The organism is Kibdelosporangium aridum (genome assembly GCF_900176515.1).
GTDB lineage: Bacteria > Actinomycetota > Actinomycetes > Mycobacteriales > Pseudonocardiaceae > Kibdelosporangium > Kibdelosporangium aridum.
This window is the reverse complement of record NZ_FWXV01000014.1, coordinates 28,002-46,082: the sequence shown is the minus strand read 5'-3', so window position 1 is coordinate 46,082 and position 18,081 is coordinate 28,002. Positions and strand designations below refer to the sequence as shown.

Sequence of the window (18,081 nt, the reverse complement as noted above, 5' to 3'; positions counted from 1 at the left end):
GCGCAGACCTTGAGCGCTGGTGGAATTCCGTTGGACGGGATCTCAGGGGATCAGGACTGGCTTGATCGCCTCTCCTGACTTCATCGCCTCGGCAGCGCGCTCGATCTCCTCGAGCGGAAAGGTCTTCACGAGCTCGCCGACCGGAAGCTTCCCCGATGCCACGAGTCCGGCCAGCTGCGGGAGGAACTCCGGCGGGTTCGTCTGTCCTTCCACAATGCCGACTACGCGCTTGCTGTCATTGACAATGTCGGCAACATCCACGGGAGCGGTCACACCAAACGGCGGGACACCCACCACACCAGCGGTTCCACCGCTGCCCAGGCTCCTGATCGCCTGCGCCAGCGCGGTCGGCACGCCGCTGCTCTCCACGACGAAGTCCGGACCACCGCTGGTGAGATCCTTCAGCGCTTCGACCGGATCAGCCGACCGGGAGTTCACGACCTTGGTCGCTCCGAGCCGCTTCGCGAGTTCGAGGCGGGAGTCCTGGATGTCCACGACGATCAGCTCGCGTATCGGCAGCAAAGCCGCTGCCATCACGGCGGCCAATCCGACCGCCCCGGCTCCAAACACGGCGACAGCACTGTCGGCTCCGGGCGTGAGCACGTTGAGGACCGAGCCAACTCCGGTCTGGATACCGCAACCAAGCGGCGCGAGTAGCTCCGGCGCCAAATCAACGGCCACATCAGGCACTGCGACGGTGTTGCGTTCGCGTGCCAGTGCGTAGGTGGCGAAAGAGGATTGTCCGAAGAAGTTGCCGTGGAGCTTCTGCCCGTCATGCCACAACGTCGGGCTGCCGTCCGGTCGGGCGCCGTTGGTGAAGTTGTGGGCCAGGAAGCTCCGGCACCGCGATGGCATGTTCGAGACGCAATTGACGCAGTGTCCGCAGGAGTCGAACGTCAGCATGACCCGATCGCCGACACGCAGGGATGTGACATCCGCGCCGACGCTCTCCACGATGCCCGAACCCTCGTGGCCGACTACTCCGGGCAGGGGGAACGGGAACTCTCCCGCACGTACGGCGAGATCGGAGTGGCACATACCGACCGCTTGGACACGGACTAGCACCTCGTCCGCCCTGGGATCGTCGATCACAACTTCGTTCCGCACGAACCGTGCTCCCGGTTCGGAGACGGTCATCGCGGTAACACGCCGCGTCATCATCGTTGTCCTTCGGTGTGTAGGCACCGGTCTCGGCTCGAACGGCCGCATTGTCAACCTATAGTCATCAAAAATTATAGTCAAGATTGATGACGAAATATTTGTGGCTTGTGCAGCGGCGTTCGGCGTTTGCTGATGCCCGGTGTTGTCGGGTTGCCCAACGAGTCACCTACGGCGAAAAGGGCAGCAAGGAACGGACGGACGGAAACCTCTAGTTATCGCATCGACAGCGCGCGGGAAACTGGGCTGCCTTAGTGGGGCGTCGTGTCGTTGGTGGAACTGAGGGCATTCATGGGCTTCCCACCTGCGGCAGGTGGATCTACGTCGAACGCGACGCGGTCAGTCATTGTCCGTGGGCCGTAGGCGCAGTGCGGCGGACGCGGCGTCGTCGGCGACCATCGGGCCGAGGATGTTGGATGGGTAGCGGTGATACTTGGCGCGGTAGGCGGCATCGATCGTTGACCTGACAGAGGGGTCGGCTACATCGAAGCTGACTGCGCGGTCAAGGCCGCCGGCGCGGATTCGGCCGGTAGGTCGAGCGATGGCGCGCCGGTACCAGGGGTTGGTCGCGCCGAATCCGGAGCGCACGTAGAGGTCGTCACCGACGCGAACGATCCAGATCGTCGTCGGACGGCTGAGCGTGTCGTCTTGGCGTCGGGTAATGATCTGGACCTCTTCGGAGGTTCCGATGGTGTCGAGGTCAGGTGCTGGCCATGTGCCCATCGTCGAACTCCCTTCATGTGAGGAGTGGGCAGTTCGTTGGGTTTCGTCGATGCGCTGTGGCCGTGGCGAGCTTCGAACAGCTCACCGCGGCAGGGTCGGTTCGTACGGGTGGGCGCGAGGGCGTCAGCCGGAACGGTTGCCTGGATCAGAAGTCAATCGCGGCGGCAGTTTCCTTCTGGGTGTCGAGTTCGCTGATGCGACTCGTGAGGGCGCTCCGCATGGCTTCGTAGGAGTCAGAGCCCAGGGCCAGGCGGCGCGGCGCGGGTTCGGTGTAGGCGGAGGCGATGATGGCGGCGGCGACCTTGTCCGGGTCGCCTGGAGCTTCCGCGGTCACGCTCTCAGTGGAGGCCAGGTACTGGTGCAGCTGACCGACGATGGTGCCTGCGTACTCGGGCATTGGCTCGGCGATGTTCAGATTGGCGCCGAACGTGGTACGGACGGCTCCGGGCTCGACCATCGTGATACCGACGCCGAACGTGGCAACTTCGGGGATCACGGATTCGAGGAAGCCTTCGACGCCCCACTTCGACGCGTGGTACATGCTCGCGCCAGGGGTGGTGATGTGGGCACCCATCGTCGAGGTCTGGATGAACCGGCCGCCGCCCTGAGCACGGAAGTGGGGGAGGACTGCCCGCAGCAACTGGATCGGCGCGGTCATGTTGAGCGCGATTTGTTCGTTGATTGCAGCGTCGGTCATTTCCTCGGCACCGCCGACAGCGCCGCGGCCGGCGTTGGAGAAGACCACGTCGACGCGGTACACTCCGTTATTAAATCAACTAGTTGGTTGGATCTGATGAGACAGTAGGACGGCCAGTTGCTGGATGTCAACCATCTAGTTGGTTTAAACTTGGAGGCATGAGCTACGACTCGGCTGCAACTCGCGCCAGGCTGCTGGACGCGGCCTGCGACGAGTTCGTCAAAGTTGGTCTGGCGGGCGGGCGGGTGGACCGGATCGCCGCCGCCGCTTCAGCCAACAAACAAGCGATCTATCAGTACTTCGGTTCCAAAGAGGCGCTGTTCGAAGCTGTTATGGCAGACCGGCTGCGTATCCTCGCCGACGAAGCGCCGTTGACCGCCGACAACTTGCCTGGCTACGCGGGGGCATTGTTCGATGCCCTGGTCGCGGACCCGGGGCTGCAACGGCTGAATCAGTGGCGCACGCTGGAGTTTCCCGACGCCTCGGAGGGCGAGATCGAGACGCACGTGTCCAAGGCGGCCGAGATCGCCGAGCAATACGGTGTCTCGCTCAACGCGGCCACCGACGTCATGATGATCGCGCTGGCCGCGGCGCTCGCCTGGAACAGCACCGCGGCCAGGATCCGCAACCCGCTTGGCGACGAGCCGACTCACCGGTTGGCTGAGTATCGAAGGGCTGTCGTCACGGCTGTGGCCGCGGTGACCGACGCCCTGCTCCGGAGTAACGCGAGCGCACAGCGCGTCGAGTGACGTCATCTGCGTAGGCTTCGGCAACCGATGTGGATGCTTACCAACCTGGCGTCGAACCAGGTCGACGCGGCTGCGGAGGGGGATCGGCCAACAAGCTCCTGGTGGCCGCAATGAAACGGATAGCCGCAAATTTATCGGATTGCTCAGTACTGATGAACATCAAGACTCCCATGAGACACAAAGGACAACTACAGTGCTGCGCCGTACCAGGATCCATCCGATCGCCATGCGGAGGAGCGACAGCAACAGACGCTCATCCGAGCTCTCGCGTCCGCGTCTCCTCCCTGGACTTGGCTAAAATCGGCACGAAGTCAGTACCCCCAGTGCCCTTCTTGGCATGGTCGCGACGCTCAAAACGCCCGATGTACTTCCCCGTCAAGCCAAGATGCTGGGACCGCAGTTCACGCATCGCGCGAACGCAAGCGGTGTAGGACTCTGTCAATTGTGGATGATCAAGTCGTCGTGCGACGAAGTCATACACCGACGGACCAGCTTCCAGATCTCTCACGAATCGCCGGTGCGCCAGCGGCATGTAGGCACGCATCCCGCGCAGGAACGGCCCAGTCAGCTTGTGCTCATGCCGTATCCCCAACCCGGCGTCGAAGGCCTGGATCAACGAGCTCTGCGCCGCATTGCCACCGGCGAACACCAATGGCTCGTCGTGGACGCCTTCGTAGATCACGCCGGGCTGCGGCCAGCCAGTGAGGTACCTGCGCACGCGGTGGTAGAAAACGTACGGATCACACCAGCGTTCGATGTCAAGGATCGCCCGGGTGGTCGCCCGGATCACCGGTTCGATCGCGAGCAGGTCGACCGCGAGTCGGTGTGTGTCGTCCGCGGCGACCGCGTGCTGGGCATCCACCAACAGTGGCAACGCCGGGGCACCGGCCAATTCGACGCCGACTGTGCCGAGATAGAACCACTTCTCATCCACTCCACCGAGAAAGGTCATCTGGGCGTCGATGTTGGTCGTGCTCAACGGTTCATCCGGTGTCAGCCTGCGCCAGTTGTTCAACACGATCGACGAGTGCGTGATGACCGGCGGCCGGTCAAGCAGTGCGGCGACGTGACACCATGGCACTGCGAGCACAGCCGGCACGCGCTGCTGCGGCTGCGGCTCAGCCCAGATGTAGGCGTTGCCCAGACAACACAGCAACAAGTACGCGCGTTCGAGCTCAGGCCCACAGAGCCCGCCAGGGGATAGTTCAGGCATCGCTTCGACTGCCGCACGCAAACGTCCGGTCATGATCAGCGGTGAGATATCCCTGGCCAGTCGCTCCCACGGCGCGAATCGCTCGTCCAAAGCCGACACCGGATCGGCTGCCGGCAGAAACCCAAGTTCCTTGTCCACCGCGTAATCCGTGAGACCAGACACCAGTGGCTGGCCGGCCATCGTGTCCGAGACAACCCTGCCGGGCCTCTCCGGTAACACCATGTGCGACTCCGTTCGTGACACTGGTGACGAGCCATCAGTGCCGTTCAAATGTCCGACCGAGTAAGGATCACCTCTCGAGGTGATGCGGGCAGAGGTGCACGCGCACAGCGTCGGGCAGTGCGCACGCGCGAATCTCACAGTGCCGCCGCCCATCTCGGGAAACCCGGTGAGCACTCATGGGTAGCATTTGCGCGCGGATGCCTGACAAGGAGACGACGTGCACCCGACCTCTGCCGACCTGGTCGACACGCTTGGCCGTGCGGTGCTGCGCATGGTCGTCGACAATGGGCAGCCAATCAGGAACGTGGCCATCTACGATCCCGCTGAGCCACCCATAGCGACGCAGGGAACTCTGCTGCTCGCTCCTGGAGTCGCTCCCGCGGAGCAACCGGCACTGCTACGCGGCCATTCCGCCGTGGTCTTCCGGGCGTCCGTACCTGTCAGCGAGACCCTGCTGCGGACCAGTGCGGAACACCAGGTGGCGGTGCTTGAACTCGCTGCCGGCGTGGAGTGGACCCGGATAGCCGACGACGCACGCGCGGTCATCGCCGCGTGGTCAACGGATCCCAGTACAGCCGATGGGCCGCCGGCCGGCGACCTGTTCTCCACATTGGACGCCGCCGCAGCACTGCTGGATGCGCCAGTTATCTTGGAGGACACCAGACTCGCCGTACTGGCATGGTCGGACCGGCAGGATGAGGCCGATGAAGAACGAGTAACCTCGATCCTGGACCGGCAGGCGCCCGGGTGGCTCGTCGACACTCTCGAAGCGCGCGGTGTGTTCGCCCGCCTCGCCGCATCAGACGAGCCGGCGTTCGTCGAACCCGCTTCCGCGCAGGCGAAACCGCGCATGGCCACCGCCGTTCGGGCAGGCGGGGACCTGCTCGGCTACCTCTGGGCGACGTCGGCAGAACCCTTCGATGCCCAGCGGTGCAATGACTTCGCCCGGATTGCCAAGGCAGTTGCCCGATTGCTCCGTACCGAGCCGGTGGCCCGCCGTGCCGACTTGGTGGCAGCCCTGCTCCACGGCCGTGACACCCGCCGCGCGGCTGCAATACTCGGGATCGCTGCACCTAGTCTCACCGTCTTGGCTGCCCGGTCGACGGGGCCTGGCGACGAGTTCAGGACTGACCGTCGCCGTATCCTGGATCCTCTCACCCTGCACCTGTCCATCAGTCATGCCCAGGCGGTTACGACGTTTCTCGAGGGAACCGCATATGCTCTCTTGCCGTGGCCGACCCCAGCGGACGCTCTAACCGGCACAAAACGGCTCGCTGAAGACTTTCTGCGGCGCGTGGGACATGGACATGAGTTCGTAGTCGCCGTGGGACTTGCCAATTCCCTCGACGAGGTCAGCACCGCGAAGGAAGAAGCGGATCTCGTACTGCGCGTACTCCTGGAGAACCCGAAGACGCCCACTGTGGCCGCATTCGCTGACGTGCAAAGTGCCTACATCTTGTCCGAACTCGCCCGCGTACTGCGGCACGCAGGCCGCCAGTTGGACGGACCGGTTGACCAACTCGCCGCTCACGACCTCGAACAGCACACCGATCTGTTGCCGACGCTCAGCGCCTATCTGGATTTCTTCGGTGACGTGAAACGTGCGGCCGACCGCCTGCACGTGCACCCCAACACGTTCCGGAACCGGTTGAACCGAATTCAGGAACTGACCGGCTTCCACGCAACCGACCCGGACGCCCGGTTCCTCGCTGAATTACAGCTTCGTCTTCGCGCGAGCAGCCAGAGTAACGACGCGGGTTAGGCCAAAGCCCCGCCCGAGACACGCTGGTGTCTACCGGCGTGCACACGTTCAGCGTCTTCTGAGACCGATGCGGCCACCGTCCTAATGGGACAACATAGGACGTTAGGTCAGTACCGCTTGTACGGAAGGGCTGATTTCCCCGGCTCGCACAAGGAAATCGCTAGCTTGACCGCATGAGAAGAACAGCAGCCGCGATCGCGGCGGTCATTGTGGCGTCACAGCTCGGTTCCATGCCTGCCCAGGCGCACGACGAAGTACCCGCATCCACTCTCGTGTGGACTGACTGTGGCGAGAGAATCCAGTGCGCTACCGCGCAAGTACCCTTGGACTACAGCAAACCACATGCCGAGACCATCGACCTCGCGGTGACACGGGTCCCCGCGACGGACCCGGCTCGGCGGATCGGGGCACTGGTCCTCAACCCCGGCGGCCCGGGTGCCCGGGGGGTCGAATTCGCCCAAGCCGCCGAGACGTTGTTCCCGGACTTACTGCGACGCTACGACATCGTCGGCTTCGACCCGCGCGGAGTCGCCCGAAGCGGGAAGGTGCGGTGCCTGACCCAGCCGGAGACACAAGCAGTGCACGACGCCGCCAAAGCCCGGCCGACGAGAGCCGACTTCGCGCGCACCGCCCGGCTGGCCCGGCAGTTCGGCCAGCGGTGCCTGGAGAACACTGGCGAGCGGCTGCTCGGCCATCTCGGTGCGGTCGACGTCGCGCGGGACATGGACCAATTGCGTCAGGCCCTGGGCGAGCGGAAGCTGAACTTCTACGGCCTGTCCTACGGCACGTACCTCGGCACGGTGTACGCCAACATGTTCCCGAACAAGGTCGGCCGGATGGTGCTGGACGGCGCCGTAGACCCACATCTATGGGTCAACGCGCCGCTGGAGTTCGACCGGCAGCAGGCGATCGTCCTCGATAAGGTCTTCAACCGGTTCTTCGACTGGTGCAAGGCAACCCCGGCCCAGTGCGCCTTCGGCGGCGGCGACCCGAAGCGGGCACTGGAGGAACTGGTCGACAAGCTGGAGGCGCACCCGCAGCAGGTCACCGAGAACGGCCGGACCCGGGTGGTGAACGGCTTCACTGTGCTCCTCGAAGCCATGGCCCTTCCGTTCAGCCGGGACCTGTGGCCGGCGGCCGCCGCTCGACTCGTCCGGGTCGCGAACGGAGAGGTAAGCCTGATTGGTGCAACCAGCGCGAACGAGCGCTTTACCGACTTCGACGCAGCAAGCGCCGCAATCGAGTGTGCCGACCGTCGCTATCCCAGCCTCGCCGCGGTCAAGGCGAACATCGAAAGAACTGCGGCGGAGGCACCGCTTTTCGGTCGCATGCTCGGCTACGCACCCGTGGCCACCATGGAGATCTCCAACGGTCCCGTCTGCGCGCAGTGGCCAGTGCGGCCCAAGGAGCGCTACACAGGGCCGTTCGACGCCGCCGGCGCGCCGCCGATCCTCGTGGTCGGTGCGACTCACGACCCGGCAACGCCATACCAGTGGGCCGTCAATTTGGCGAACACGTTGCAGAAGAGCCGGTTGTTGACCTCCGACAGTGAGAGCCACACGGCGTTCGGGTCGACGAACCCGTGCGCCGACGCGCACGTGTACGGCTGGATGGCGGATGGCGTGCTACCGCCCGTCGGCACCATCTGCACACCAACGGCCTAGGTTGAGTAGCCGGAGGGAATTACCCTCCGGCTCTCGCAGATCTGTGGCTGACAGTCGACCGGCGTACGGGGAGCGTTGTCTGTTCACTGGTTCTGGCGTAGGCGTGGGCGAACCACGTGGCAAGTCCGGCGGGGTCACTCAGCTCCATCAACTTGGCTTGGCGGGTGCGGTAGTCGGCCATAATGTCCTTCTCGGACATGTGCAGAGGAGTATTCACCAGTCGCAGCAACCAGTCTGAGAAGCCAACAGCACGGCGCACGTCCGTTAGGCGGTCGTCGGAGTAGGCGGCGAGGCGTTTACCGCCGTCGTGGGAGCTTGCGATGATGGCCGACGCCAACGTGTCGGCGTCCGCAATCGCCAGGTTCATTCCCTTGCCGCCAGTGGGCGGCAAGGCATGCGCCGCGTCACCGAGGAGATGAATCGGACCGTGCTGCATGGGCAGGTGGGTCCTGGTGCTCATCGCCAGGGTCGAGCGCTGCCGCACGCGCCCTGGTGCGATATCGGGCATTCGGTCGCGAAGGCGTTGCCAGATCTGCTCGTCGGTCCAGGCATGAGGGTCTTCGCCAGTGCCGTATTGCAGGTAGAACCGGGACTGGACTGGGTTGCGCGGCATCTCGCCGGCGAATCCGTCCGGATGCAGGACGTAGACCAGACGTGGTGAAGGTGTGGGAACATCGGCCAGTAGCGTCAGCCATCGGTACGGGTAGCGTCGTTGCTCTGGAGTTGTCGGCATGTGTTTATGCCCGATGCTGTGTGATCCATCGGCACAAGCCACCACATCGCAGCTGACGCGCCGAGGTCCGGCGGACAGCGTCACGGTCGCGGAGGTCTCGCCGTCGACCGTGATCGTTTCCGCGGTGGTCTCGAAGAGCAGTTCACCGCCACCGGCGAGGAACGCCTCGACGAGGTCACGGACCAGCAGATGCTGGGAATAGACCCGATGGCCGATGCCGCCGTTGAGCTGCGCGTAGGCAACGATCACGCGTTCAGAGCCCGCACGGAACTCGCACGTCTCCTGGATCTGCCCATGAGCCAGCAGGCCGGCCGCGAGGCCAAGCCGTTCCAGGATGAGCCTGCTGCAGTGGTCGGTGATGCCCGCGCGGACCTGCTGCTCGATGTGCGAGCGGCTGTGCCGTTCCACGATCAGGCAGCTCACACCGGCCTGGCGCAAGGCGTTGCCCAGCACCAGGCCAGCCGGACCGGCTCCGATGATCACCACACTCCGGTGCACGGTGTCAGACCGTGCCGACCATGACGGCGTTGGCACTGATACCGGGAACATCGACGCGCACGACTTGCGTGCACCCGGCCTGGGTCAACCACTGGGCATATTCGGCGCCCGTGTAATTCTGGCCGCGTTCGGTTTCCACCAGCATCAGCAGGTTGAACATCGCCGCGGGAACCGGGCCGGTCTTGTCGTCGTCCATCAGCAGTTCGCTGACGATGATCCGGCCGCCCGCAGGCAACGCGGCGTGGACCTTGCGCAGAATTCCCAGATTCTCCTCGGCACTCCAGTCATGCAAGACCGACGAGAGCAGCGCCGCATCGTGTCCTTCGGGCAGTGCCGCATCGTTGAAGAAGTCGCCGCCGACACACGTGATCCGGTCGCTCAACCCTACTTCGGCGATTCTGGCCGAGGTCTGCTCGCACACGAACGGAAGGTCGTAGACAGTCGCCGTCAACTGTGGGTACTGACGGCAGAGCTCAATGGTGTAGGCGCCGCCGCCCCCACCGACATCGAGCAGCTTGCGCACTGACGAGAAGTCGTACGCCTGAGCCAAAGCCTGTGCCGTGAACACCGACAACGAGTGCATGGCCCGCCAGAACAAGCGCACCATACCTGGGTCCCCAAGGTCAAAAATGGACGATCGGGCCCGGGGATCCCACGTGGTGGGCCGATTGTCGGTCACCGCGTTGGACAGTTTCATCCATCCGTCGTAGACACGTTCGTCCAGCATCAAGATGTAGTCGCCGAAGTAGTACCGGCCACGCGGGAGGAGATAGTGCTGCGACAACAGGGAATTGGTGTATCGAGAACCGTCCTTGACCAGTAACCCCAGGCTCGTGCAGCCGATGAGCAGCATCTCGGCCGGGCGGGGATGCAGGCCACGCTTGGCCGCGAACTCCTCGGCGGTCAGTCCGCCCTGCTCGGCGATCAGGGCGAACAGTTCCATCCGTACGGCCACCGACAGGGTCTTCGCCGCGAAGACTCCGGAACTGAGCTCCATCAACGGGAACGGGCCGGGAACCGCGGTCATGTGGTGGCCTCCCGGTACAGTCCGAGCCACGGTTCAGCGGTGATCCGGATGTCGCCCATCGCGGTGTCGGGCCCGAGCGGGTCCCGCCAGATGTTCCACACCGGCGACATGTCGATACCACCTATGTATTTGAGATTCGCTTTGGCCGCGTCGTCCTTGGCGTTCTCGGCCGCTTCGACAATGGCGGCGGTCGAGACCCGTCCTTCGGCGTCGGCGGCTTCCCGCACGTCCGTCAGTCCGGTGCTGATCCGCGTGAACGACTGCACTGGCCGCTCGCTGTGGCCGTCGTCGTGCACGAGTAGCTGGGACTTGCCGAAGTAGTCGTCCATCCCGATGTAGTCCCGGTACATCCGGCTGACCAACACCAGCATCCTGGAGTATGCCCTTCGGTAGGTGTAGTCGAAGAACGCCAGCGCCTCCTGCTCCGGCATGTCGTCACGCAGGATTGTGGCGATCGATGCCGCCCCGACCATCGCGCTGTACTGGGCGAGATGGACTCCAGTGGACAGCAGGGGATCGAGGAAGCACGCGGCGTCGCCGATCAGGATGTAGCCGGGGCCGCAGAAGCGCTCGGAAACGTAGGAGTATTCCTGCTCCGCACGCACTTTGCCCTCGAACTGGGCGCCTTTCAGCAAGTCCCGCAGGCTGTCCGGTGCGTGCACCATGTCCAGGTAGTACTCGTCGAGTGTGTCGAAGCGTTCGCGTGATTCGGTAAAGCGCTGCTTGTGCGTGACCAGTCCGACGCTCCACCGGTCGTCCGCGAGCGGGATGTGCCAGTACCAACCGTCGGGTGACGAGATGACGTTGATGGCACCTTCCGGGCTGTTGGGCAGCAACCGCGCACCCGTCCAGTAACCCCAGATCCCGACGTTCTGGAATAGTTCGTGCGGAGTGCGCATGTCGAAGTGCTTCTTGCCCAGCACACCGGTCCGCCCGGAAGCGTCCACGAGAAAGTCGAACGTCGTCGTCCGTATGACGTCACGTTCGTCCTGCTGTGTCCATTCGACGGCCATCGGGCGGTCGCCGTCGAAGATCACGTTGCGGACTGTCGCGCCTTCGGTGACTGTGGCGCCTTGCTTGGTGGCGTTGCGCAGCAGGATGTCGTCGTACGTCGCCCGATCGACCTGCCATGACCACGCGTCCTGATCGACCAGTCGCCGCCAGTCCAGCAACCACTCGTCCTGCTCCCACCGGAACACCGAGCCGCGCTTGACCGTGAACCCGGCTTCGGCGACCGCGTCGAACGCCCCAGACAACCTCAGTGTCGGCAGGCACGAAGCGAGCAGCGACTCGCCGATGTGATAGCGCGGGAACACCTCGCGCTCCAGCAAGAGCACGTTGAAACCGTTGCGGGCCAACATCGCGGCGGCTGTGGAGCCAGCCGGACCACCGCCGATGACCAGGATGTCCACGTCCTTGTCCGAGTCAGCCACCCTCACCGCTCCGCGTCCGCGAAAACCCGCTTAAGCCCCAGCCGAGGTGTCGTGACAAGCCGGTACTCGCTCGATTCTGCGTCCCGCAACGGGTTTTCCAGGACCGACGAGAAATCCGGCCTACCGTCTACAACGGACACCCTCTCCTGTACCTGGAACGCTTCGTCGACCAGCCGTTCGGTGAGCACGCGGGTCGAGGCGTCCTGTGCCTCCCGCATGTCCGACACGCCGGCGATGATCTCCACAAATGACAGGGATTTCGCTCGTTCGCCCGTGCCCGAGGTGTCCACCAGCCGGTCGGAGGTATGGAAGAAACCGTCCTTGCCCAGATAGCGCTCATACATGACGCTTACCAGTGCCAGCAGGCGTGTGTAGGCGCGCCGGTAAGCGAATTCGAAGTAGGTCAACGCTTCGGTTTCGGAAACCTCGCCACGGCTCACCGAAGCGATACTGGCTGCCGCGTTGAACGCACTGTAGAGGGCGAGGTGCACGCCGGACGACAGGAGCGGGTCAAGGAAGCACGCCGCGTCACCGACGATCATGTAGCCGGGACCGCCGAACCGGCCACCCACATAGGAATAGTCCGTCTCGACCCGAGCGGTGCCGAGGTACTCGGCGTCAGCGACCAGGTCCCGGACCGCGGGGGAATTCTTGACCAGCGACAGGAAGATGTCGTCGAGCGTGTCGTGTCCGCGCCTGAGCTCGGCGAACGTGTCCTTGCCTGTCACGAAACCGACACTGGTCCGCCCACCGGAAAGCGGGATGATCCAGAACCACCCCTCCGGCGTGGAGATGATGTTGATGCCTCCGGTGGGTGTGTCCGGCAGCACTTTGGCGCCACGCCAGTAGCCCCAGATCGCTACGTTACGCAGGTTGACGTGCGGGTGCCGGTCCTTGAAGTGCTGGGCGCTGAGCAAGCCGTTGCGACCGGTGGCGTCGATGAGGAAGTCGAAGTCGTCGACGGTGAACGAATTGCCGTCCTGGTCGTCGCACTGCACAGACGTCGGTCGATCGCCTGCGAACACGACCTTTTTGGCGGTCACTCCCATTGTGACCGCGACGCCGTTGTCCCGTGCGTGGTTCGCCAGCAACAGGTCGAACTCCGCGCGATCCACCTGCCATGACCGAGAACCGATCTGTGCGCCCCAGTCAAAGACCCAACTGTCGTCGTCCCACCGGAACGCTCCGCCATGCTTGATGACGAATCCGTGCGCGTCCAGCTTCTTCGCCACCCCGATCTGCTCGAGGATCGTGCGGCAGGAAGGCGTGAGCGACTCGCCTATGTGGTAACGGGGAAACTGTGCGCTCTCGATCAGCTGGACCGCGATTCCCTGCTGTGCCAAGGCGGTGGCCGCGACCGATCCGGCCGGCCCGCCGCCCAGCACCAGAACTCTGGTGTGTTGTGTCACTTCGATCCTTTACCCCATTGAATGCGTCCCCCATCGAGTGTTCACGATCCACGCCGGCATGGGGCCGGATACAAGTAAAGGTGACTGACTGTTGCCAACCCTGCTGTCCCGCTCTCGTTGCGCGACAGCAGGGTTCAGCATCGTGGACCCAACGTACCAGTTGCGTGAGATGTCTTCAGTTGCAAAGAACTTGTCCGCAAATGGCAATTGAGGCGTCGATGACTGCGCCTACCGTGCTCACACACGAAGAAGTCTGTCGGCGGTCGCACGGCCGAAGTAGGACGAGCGCGCCCAGCACATCGGGTCGGAGCGGTCCCATCTCGACCGTTGGTGAGTCGTGCTGAACCCTGTCGAGCACGACTCACCGAGCTGATCGCAGGACAGGCCCGCGCACTACCGGTTCACTGAGTGGTTTGTCGGGTCAGTAAGGCCGGCGAGTGGCGTGCAGCGGATGCTGTCCAGCCCGAGACCGCTTTGCAGAGCTGTCACCGTCCGCAGGGACGGCGACAGCTCATTATTGGGACGGCTCAGCTGTACTCAGGACGAAGGCGGTAGCTCGCGACGCCCCACCCATCGAAGTCTCCCGAGTGGACGGCGCCTACGATTACATAGTATCCGCCGGTCTGACCCGGAAACCCCGTCGTGCAGTCAGGATTGAAGTAGATCTCGGCATTGACCGGTGCGATATTCACAACGGACTTGGGCCGCTGCGGCAGATTCACGCAGACGTTGGTGACCTTGTAGTCGACCGGAATCTCGGTCCCCGTGAGATTGCGTCCCATGTAGAACTTTACGAAGTATCCGGGATCGGACTGAGCGGCCGCCACGGCGGGCTGGGCCACGGCAACTGAGCTGAGTGCCGCGACGGCAGCCGCTGCGACGGCGAAAGATTTGCGACGAACGGACATAGTGATCTCCTACCTCCAAACAGTGGATGGGTGGTACTCCACGTCAAAGCGATAACCAAGTCGCCATAGCGATTTCGAACTTGTCCAGCTACGTCGACCGCGCGGCGAAGTCCGAGGAATGGCAGATCTTGTCAACTCGTGGAGAAGGTGAACCTTTTCGGTAAGGTTCACTCGTCGGCGACAGCACGGCTGTGGCCGTACACAATTCACGGCCTGCGACCGGGCGCCGTCGGCTCGAGGAGCGTGGTCAGTCGATCATGGGGACGACTCGGTAGCTCATCGCGGGGAAGGGGAAGTTCCCTGCGTGGAGGCTGCCGAGGATGAAGTAGATGTCCCCGGGCTGTCCCGGAAAGCCTTTCACGCAGTCGGCGTTGAAGTAGATTTCGAGGTTGACCGGTGCGATGTCGATACCAGATTTGACTGGCTGTGACAGGTTGACGCACTCGCCGGTGATTTCGAGGCTTATCGGCGTCTCGGTTCCGGTGAGGTCGGGTCCAGTGTAGAGCGATACGAAGTATTCGGGGTCGGACTGGGCGGTCGCGGCCGCTGGCTGTGCGACTGCGGCCGAGGTGAGTGCCGCGACAGTCGCTGCTGCGATGGCGAACGACTTGCGACGAACAGACATGGCGATTCTCTCTTTCAGAGAAGTGGATGAGTCTGGCTATCCGTCATGTCGACCGGACGAACTTATCTCCGATTATGTGACCTGGCACAGTGCGAGGTTGTGGGGATGGCGGATGTTTGCCATAGCGGGTCAAACGGTGAACCCGCCACGTCGATGTCACTTTCGATCTTTGTTGCTGCTTCTCGTGTGGAACCCCATGCAGTACATAGCCGTGCGGTAGTGGACCCCATTTGTCATGGTCGGGACTCTTCGCCACTGCGGTGAGCGCCGTCTACGCATGTGCATCGGACCGCCCGTCTTATCGACCACGTAATCGGCCGGTGAGACATGCTCCACGGTTAACGTGAACAGTTGATCCTGGTCACCGCCCGCGCGTCGGCATCCGGGTAGACCTGTGCCGGGATGCTTCTGGAGGGCAGGACATTTGGCCCAGCGGATCGGAAAGCGTGTGGATATCGGGTGTTCAGGCAGATAGGCGAGGCGGAGGGATTGCGCCCCGCCACGGCTGAACGGACCGTGAAATGGCCAGATGGAATATTCCACTTGGGTCTTCACTTCGCGGTAGGCGCGTCCCAAGATGTCTGCTGACGATGTGATCATGGGTCGTCAGTGGCAGAACGTCGTCTCTCGTCCCCCTGCAGTCGTTCCCGGAGCCGCCTGATGTCCGCTAGATTGTCCCGCCGTACCTTTCTGCTCGGCACGGGTATGGCCGCTGTTGGCACCGGTCTGTCCGGGTGTGGACTCCTTGACGGATCGTCGTCGAACGATGCGGCAAGTGCTACCCAACTTGGCGTGGTGCGGCTGGGGATGCAGGCCACGACCGTCGCCGCGTCCGCCAAGCTCGCGGAGCGCAAGGGATATTTCAGCAAGGAGGGCATCAAGGCCGAGTTCACCATTTTCGAGGCCGGTCCCAAGGCGGTGCCGAGTCTGCTGGGCGACGAAGTGGACATGTGTGTACTGAACTACGTGTCGCTGTTCCAGGGACTGGAGAAGAAGACGTTCGACTTGGTCGTCGTCGTGGACGCGAACGAGGCCACCCGCGAGTCCTGCCAACTGCTGGTCAGCAACGACATCAAGGCTCCGCAGGACCTGATCGGCAAGCAGATCGGCATCCACGCCTTCGGCAGTGTGAACGAACTCCTGGTCCGCGCGACCCTCGCCGACAACCAGATCGACCCGAACTCGGTCAAGTACGCCGCCGTGCAGTTCCCTGACGTCGGCCAGTCGATCGCGAACGGCCAGATCGCTGGCGGCGTTGTGATCGAGCCGTACCTGACCCAGGCACAGCAGAGACATGGGCTGAACTCGGTGATACCGATCGTGGCTGGATCGACCGCACAGTTCCCGTTGGCTGGCTGGGTGGCCAAACGCACGTGGGTGGAGAAGAACCCGGAGAAGGTCAAGGCCTTCCAGCGAGCCATGATTCCCGCCCAGACCGACGCGTCCAATCGCAACGAGCTCGCCGGCGTGCTGCCCGACCTGGTCAAGATCAACAAGGATCAGGTCATGCTGTTGCACCTGGATACGTTCCCCACAAGCAACTCCGCCACCCGGTTGCAGCGGGTACCGAATCTGATGAACGCGATGAAGGCGCTAGGCCAGCAGTTCGACGCGAAAACTCTGATCTTGCCGACGCCGTCGGTGGCCTGACCTCAATGCGATCGCCCATCCGCAGTGTGTTCGGTCTGGTCGTTCTCCTGGCCATCTGGGAAGGGCTCAGCGCGACCGGCGTACTCGACCGCGACGTCGTGCCGCCACCGTCCGAAGTGGCCACTCAGTTCGTGGTGCTGCTCGGTTCCGCTTCGTTCGCAGTCGCGGCGGTGTCCACATTGCTTTCCTGGTTGATCGCAATAACCCTGGCGGCACTGATAGCCATCCCGCTGGGACTCGTGCTGGGCACGGTCCGATCACTGCGCACGTTCACCGGAGTGGCGGTGGAATTCCTGCGCCCGTTGCCTGCCGTCGCATTGGTCCCACTCGTCACGTTGCTGGTTGGGAGCGGCGCGGCCACCAAGATCACGGTGGCTGCGTTCGCGGCGTTGTGGCCGATCATGCTCAACACCCGGCACGCGGTCGGCGAGATCGACCCTGCACGCCGGGACGTCGCCCGCGCGTTCGGCACGTCCAGGCGATGGATGCTGGCCGGTGTGGTCCTGCCCAGCATCGCGCCCTTCGTGCTGACCGGGATCCGGTTGTCGGCGGCCGTCGCTCTTGTCGTCGTGGTGAGCACGGAATACGTGGTGGGCGGCGGGATAGGCATCGGCCAACTGGTGGCGGTGTCCGGCCGCGGGGCGGGCCGGATGGACATTGTCCTGGCCGGAGCCGCCTTCACCGGCCTGGTCGGCCAACTCGCCAACGTGGGGATCATTGCCGCACAACGGAAATGGCTGCACTGGGCACCAGCGGGAGGATCGGTGTGATCATCACGATGTCATCTCCCGAGCAACCGTCTCGGCCGACCCGTCGCCGCGCCAGCACCAGTCAGCGAAGAGTCACCGCGATGAGTTGGCTGGCCGCGTTGGCAATGCTGGGCGTCTGGCAGGCGGTGACTGCCGCCATCCAACATCCGTACTTCCCCACGCCCGCGATGATCGCGGACACCGCATGGCACATCTGGTTCTCCGGTGCCGACGCGTGGCGTACCGACATCCTGCCCAGTGTCGGCCGACTGCTCACTGGCTGGCTGCTGGCTGCAATGGTCGGCGTGCCCGCGGGTCTCGCGCTGGGACGATCGCTCACGGCCACCGCCTATGCGTCGATGGTGCTGTTCCTCGCCAGAGCGACGCCGGCAACCCTGTTGCTGCCGGTCTTCCTGCTGATCTTCGGCATCGGGTCGGCGATGGAGACCGCGATCATCCTGTGGGGCTCGATCTGGCCGATCCTGTTGAACACGATCGACGGCGCGCGTGCCGTGGACGACGTGCAGACCGACACGGCACGTGCGTTCCGCGTCAGCCGTCTGCAGTGGGTTTTCCTGGTGGTGGTTCCTGCCGCTGGTCCCAGGGTCATGACCGGGCTGCGGATGAGCCTGGGACTGGCGATGATCCTGATGGTGGTGTCCGAGATGGTCGGCACCGGAAGCGGGATCGGGTTCCGCCTCACCACGGCGCAGAACCAGTTCGCCACCGTGGAGATGTGGGCGTGGATCGTGCTGATCAGCATCGTCGGCTACGTCCTGAACACCCTGCTGCGCCTGGTAGAGCGGCGGATTCTCGCGTGGCACCTCGGGTTCACGCGGCAGGCCGGACACTGAGATGCCA

At 63.8% G+C, this 18,081-nt stretch carries 16 protein-coding genes; 6 read left to right on the top strand and 10 right to left on the bottom strand.

All coding sequences use genetic code 11. The features are described 5' to 3' along the window. Nucleotides 1–42: 42 nt before the first annotated feature. The 3 genes from B9C43_RS48745 to B9C43_RS48735 form a co-directional block, all read right to left on the bottom strand. Nucleotides 43–1,158, bottom strand: a complete 1,116-nt coding sequence (locus B9C43_RS48745) for an NAD(P)-dependent alcohol dehydrogenase (protein ID WP_235039277.1) — start codon at nucleotides 1,156–1,158, stop codon at nucleotides 43–45. Nucleotides 1,159–1,497: 339 nt separating this feature from the next. After that, complete coding sequence (locus tag B9C43_RS48740; protein ID WP_084434114.1) at nucleotides 1,498–1,881, bottom strand: DUF2255 family protein; 384 nt, start codon at nucleotides 1,879–1,881, stop codon at nucleotides 1,498–1,500. Between the two features lie 145 nt (nucleotides 1,882–2,026). Continuing rightward, nucleotides 2,027–2,641 (bottom strand): SDR family NAD(P)-dependent oxidoreductase, encoded by a 615-nt coding sequence (locus B9C43_RS48735; protein WP_084434113.1) that lies wholly within the window; start codon nucleotides 2,639–2,641, stop codon nucleotides 2,027–2,029. 95 nt (nucleotides 2,642–2,736) lie between these two features. Here B9C43_RS48735 and B9C43_RS48730 point away from each other — a divergent pair, with 95 nt between their 5' ends. Then, complete coding sequence (locus B9C43_RS48730; RefSeq protein ID WP_084434112.1) at nucleotides 2,737–3,327, top strand: TetR/AcrR family transcriptional regulator; 591 nt, start codon at nucleotides 2,737–2,739, stop codon at nucleotides 3,325–3,327. A 253-nt stretch (nucleotides 3,328–3,580) separates the two neighbouring features. On the opposite strand, the gene B9C43_RS48725 is transcribed toward B9C43_RS48730, so the two are convergent. Beyond that, nucleotides 3,581–4,762 carry an indoleamine 2,3-dioxygenase gene (locus B9C43_RS48725; protein WP_160097272.1) on the bottom strand — a complete coding sequence of 394 codons (1,182 nt, stop codon included), beginning with the start codon at nucleotides 4,760–4,762 and terminating at the stop codon, nucleotides 3,581–3,583. Nucleotides 4,763–4,979: 217 nt separating this feature from the next. On the opposite strand from B9C43_RS48725, the gene B9C43_RS48720 reads away from it, so the two are divergent. Continuing rightward, a complete protein-coding gene (locus tag B9C43_RS48720; protein ID WP_084434110.1) occupies nucleotides 4,980–6,524 on the top strand; it encodes a PucR family transcriptional regulator in 1,545 nt (514 codons plus the stop codon). Nucleotides 6,525–6,697: 173 nt separating this feature from the next. Continuing rightward, a complete protein-coding gene (locus B9C43_RS48715) occupies nucleotides 6,698–8,188 on the top strand; it encodes an alpha/beta hydrolase (protein ID WP_084434109.1) in 1,491 nt (496 codons plus the stop codon). 19 nt (nucleotides 8,189–8,207) lie between these two features. On the opposite strand, the gene B9C43_RS48710 is transcribed toward B9C43_RS48715, so the two are convergent. The 6 genes from B9C43_RS48710 to B9C43_RS48685 form a co-directional block, all read right to left on the bottom strand. Further along, entirely contained in the window at nucleotides 8,208–9,419 is a 1,212-nt protein-coding gene (locus tag B9C43_RS48710; RefSeq protein WP_160097270.1) for an FAD-dependent monooxygenase, read from the bottom strand. A gap of 4 nt (nucleotides 9,420–9,423) precedes the next feature. Next, nucleotides 9,424–10,446 (bottom strand): methyltransferase, encoded by a 1,023-nt coding sequence (locus tag B9C43_RS48705; protein ID WP_200826047.1) that lies wholly within the window; start codon nucleotides 10,444–10,446, stop codon nucleotides 9,424–9,426. Continuing rightward, nucleotides 10,443–11,879, bottom strand: a complete 1,437-nt coding sequence (locus tag B9C43_RS48700) for an NAD(P)/FAD-dependent oxidoreductase (RefSeq protein ID WP_084434107.1) — start codon at nucleotides 11,877–11,879, stop codon at nucleotides 10,443–10,445. Before B9C43_RS48700 ends, B9C43_RS48705 begins: the two co-directional genes overlap by 4 nt. 2 nt (nucleotides 11,880–11,881) lie before the next feature. After that, the gene (locus B9C43_RS48695; RefSeq protein ID WP_160097268.1) at nucleotides 11,882–13,288 is read right to left on the bottom strand and encodes an NAD(P)/FAD-dependent oxidoreductase; all 1,407 of its coding nucleotides are present in this window, start codon (nucleotides 13,286–13,288) and stop codon (nucleotides 11,882–11,884) included. A gap of 527 nt (nucleotides 13,289–13,815) precedes the next feature. Further along, entirely contained in the window at nucleotides 13,816–14,196 is a 381-nt protein-coding gene (locus B9C43_RS48690) for a hypothetical protein (RefSeq protein WP_084434105.1), read from the bottom strand. A gap of 247 nt (nucleotides 14,197–14,443) precedes the next feature. Continuing rightward, on the bottom strand, nucleotides 14,444–14,821 hold the full coding sequence (locus B9C43_RS48685) for a hypothetical protein (protein WP_084434104.1): 378 nt from the start codon (nucleotides 14,819–14,821) through the stop codon (nucleotides 14,444–14,446). Between the two features lie 660 nt (nucleotides 14,822–15,481). Between B9C43_RS48685 and B9C43_RS48680 the strand changes: the two genes are divergently transcribed. The 3 genes from B9C43_RS48680 to B9C43_RS48670 all read left to right on the top strand — a co-directional run bounded on the left by B9C43_RS48680 (nucleotide 15,482) and on the right by B9C43_RS48670 (nucleotide 18,074). After that, nucleotides 15,482–16,471: an ABC transporter substrate-binding protein gene (locus B9C43_RS48680; RefSeq protein ID WP_084434103.1), complete on the top strand. Its 990-nt coding sequence runs from the start codon at nucleotides 15,482–15,484 to the stop codon at nucleotides 16,469–16,471. Nucleotides 16,472–16,476: 5 nt separating this feature from the next. Next, the gene (locus B9C43_RS48675; protein ID WP_084434102.1) at nucleotides 16,477–17,241 is read left to right on the top strand and encodes an ABC transporter permease; all 765 of its coding nucleotides are present in this window, start codon (nucleotides 16,477–16,479) and stop codon (nucleotides 17,239–17,241) included. Between the two features lie 80 nt (nucleotides 17,242–17,321). Next, nucleotides 17,322–18,074 carry an ABC transporter permease gene (locus B9C43_RS48670; protein ID WP_143447130.1) on the top strand — a complete coding sequence of 251 codons (753 nt, stop codon included), beginning with the start codon at nucleotides 17,322–17,324 and terminating at the stop codon, nucleotides 18,072–18,074. The last annotated feature ends 7 nt before the right edge of the window (nucleotides 18,075–18,081 follow it).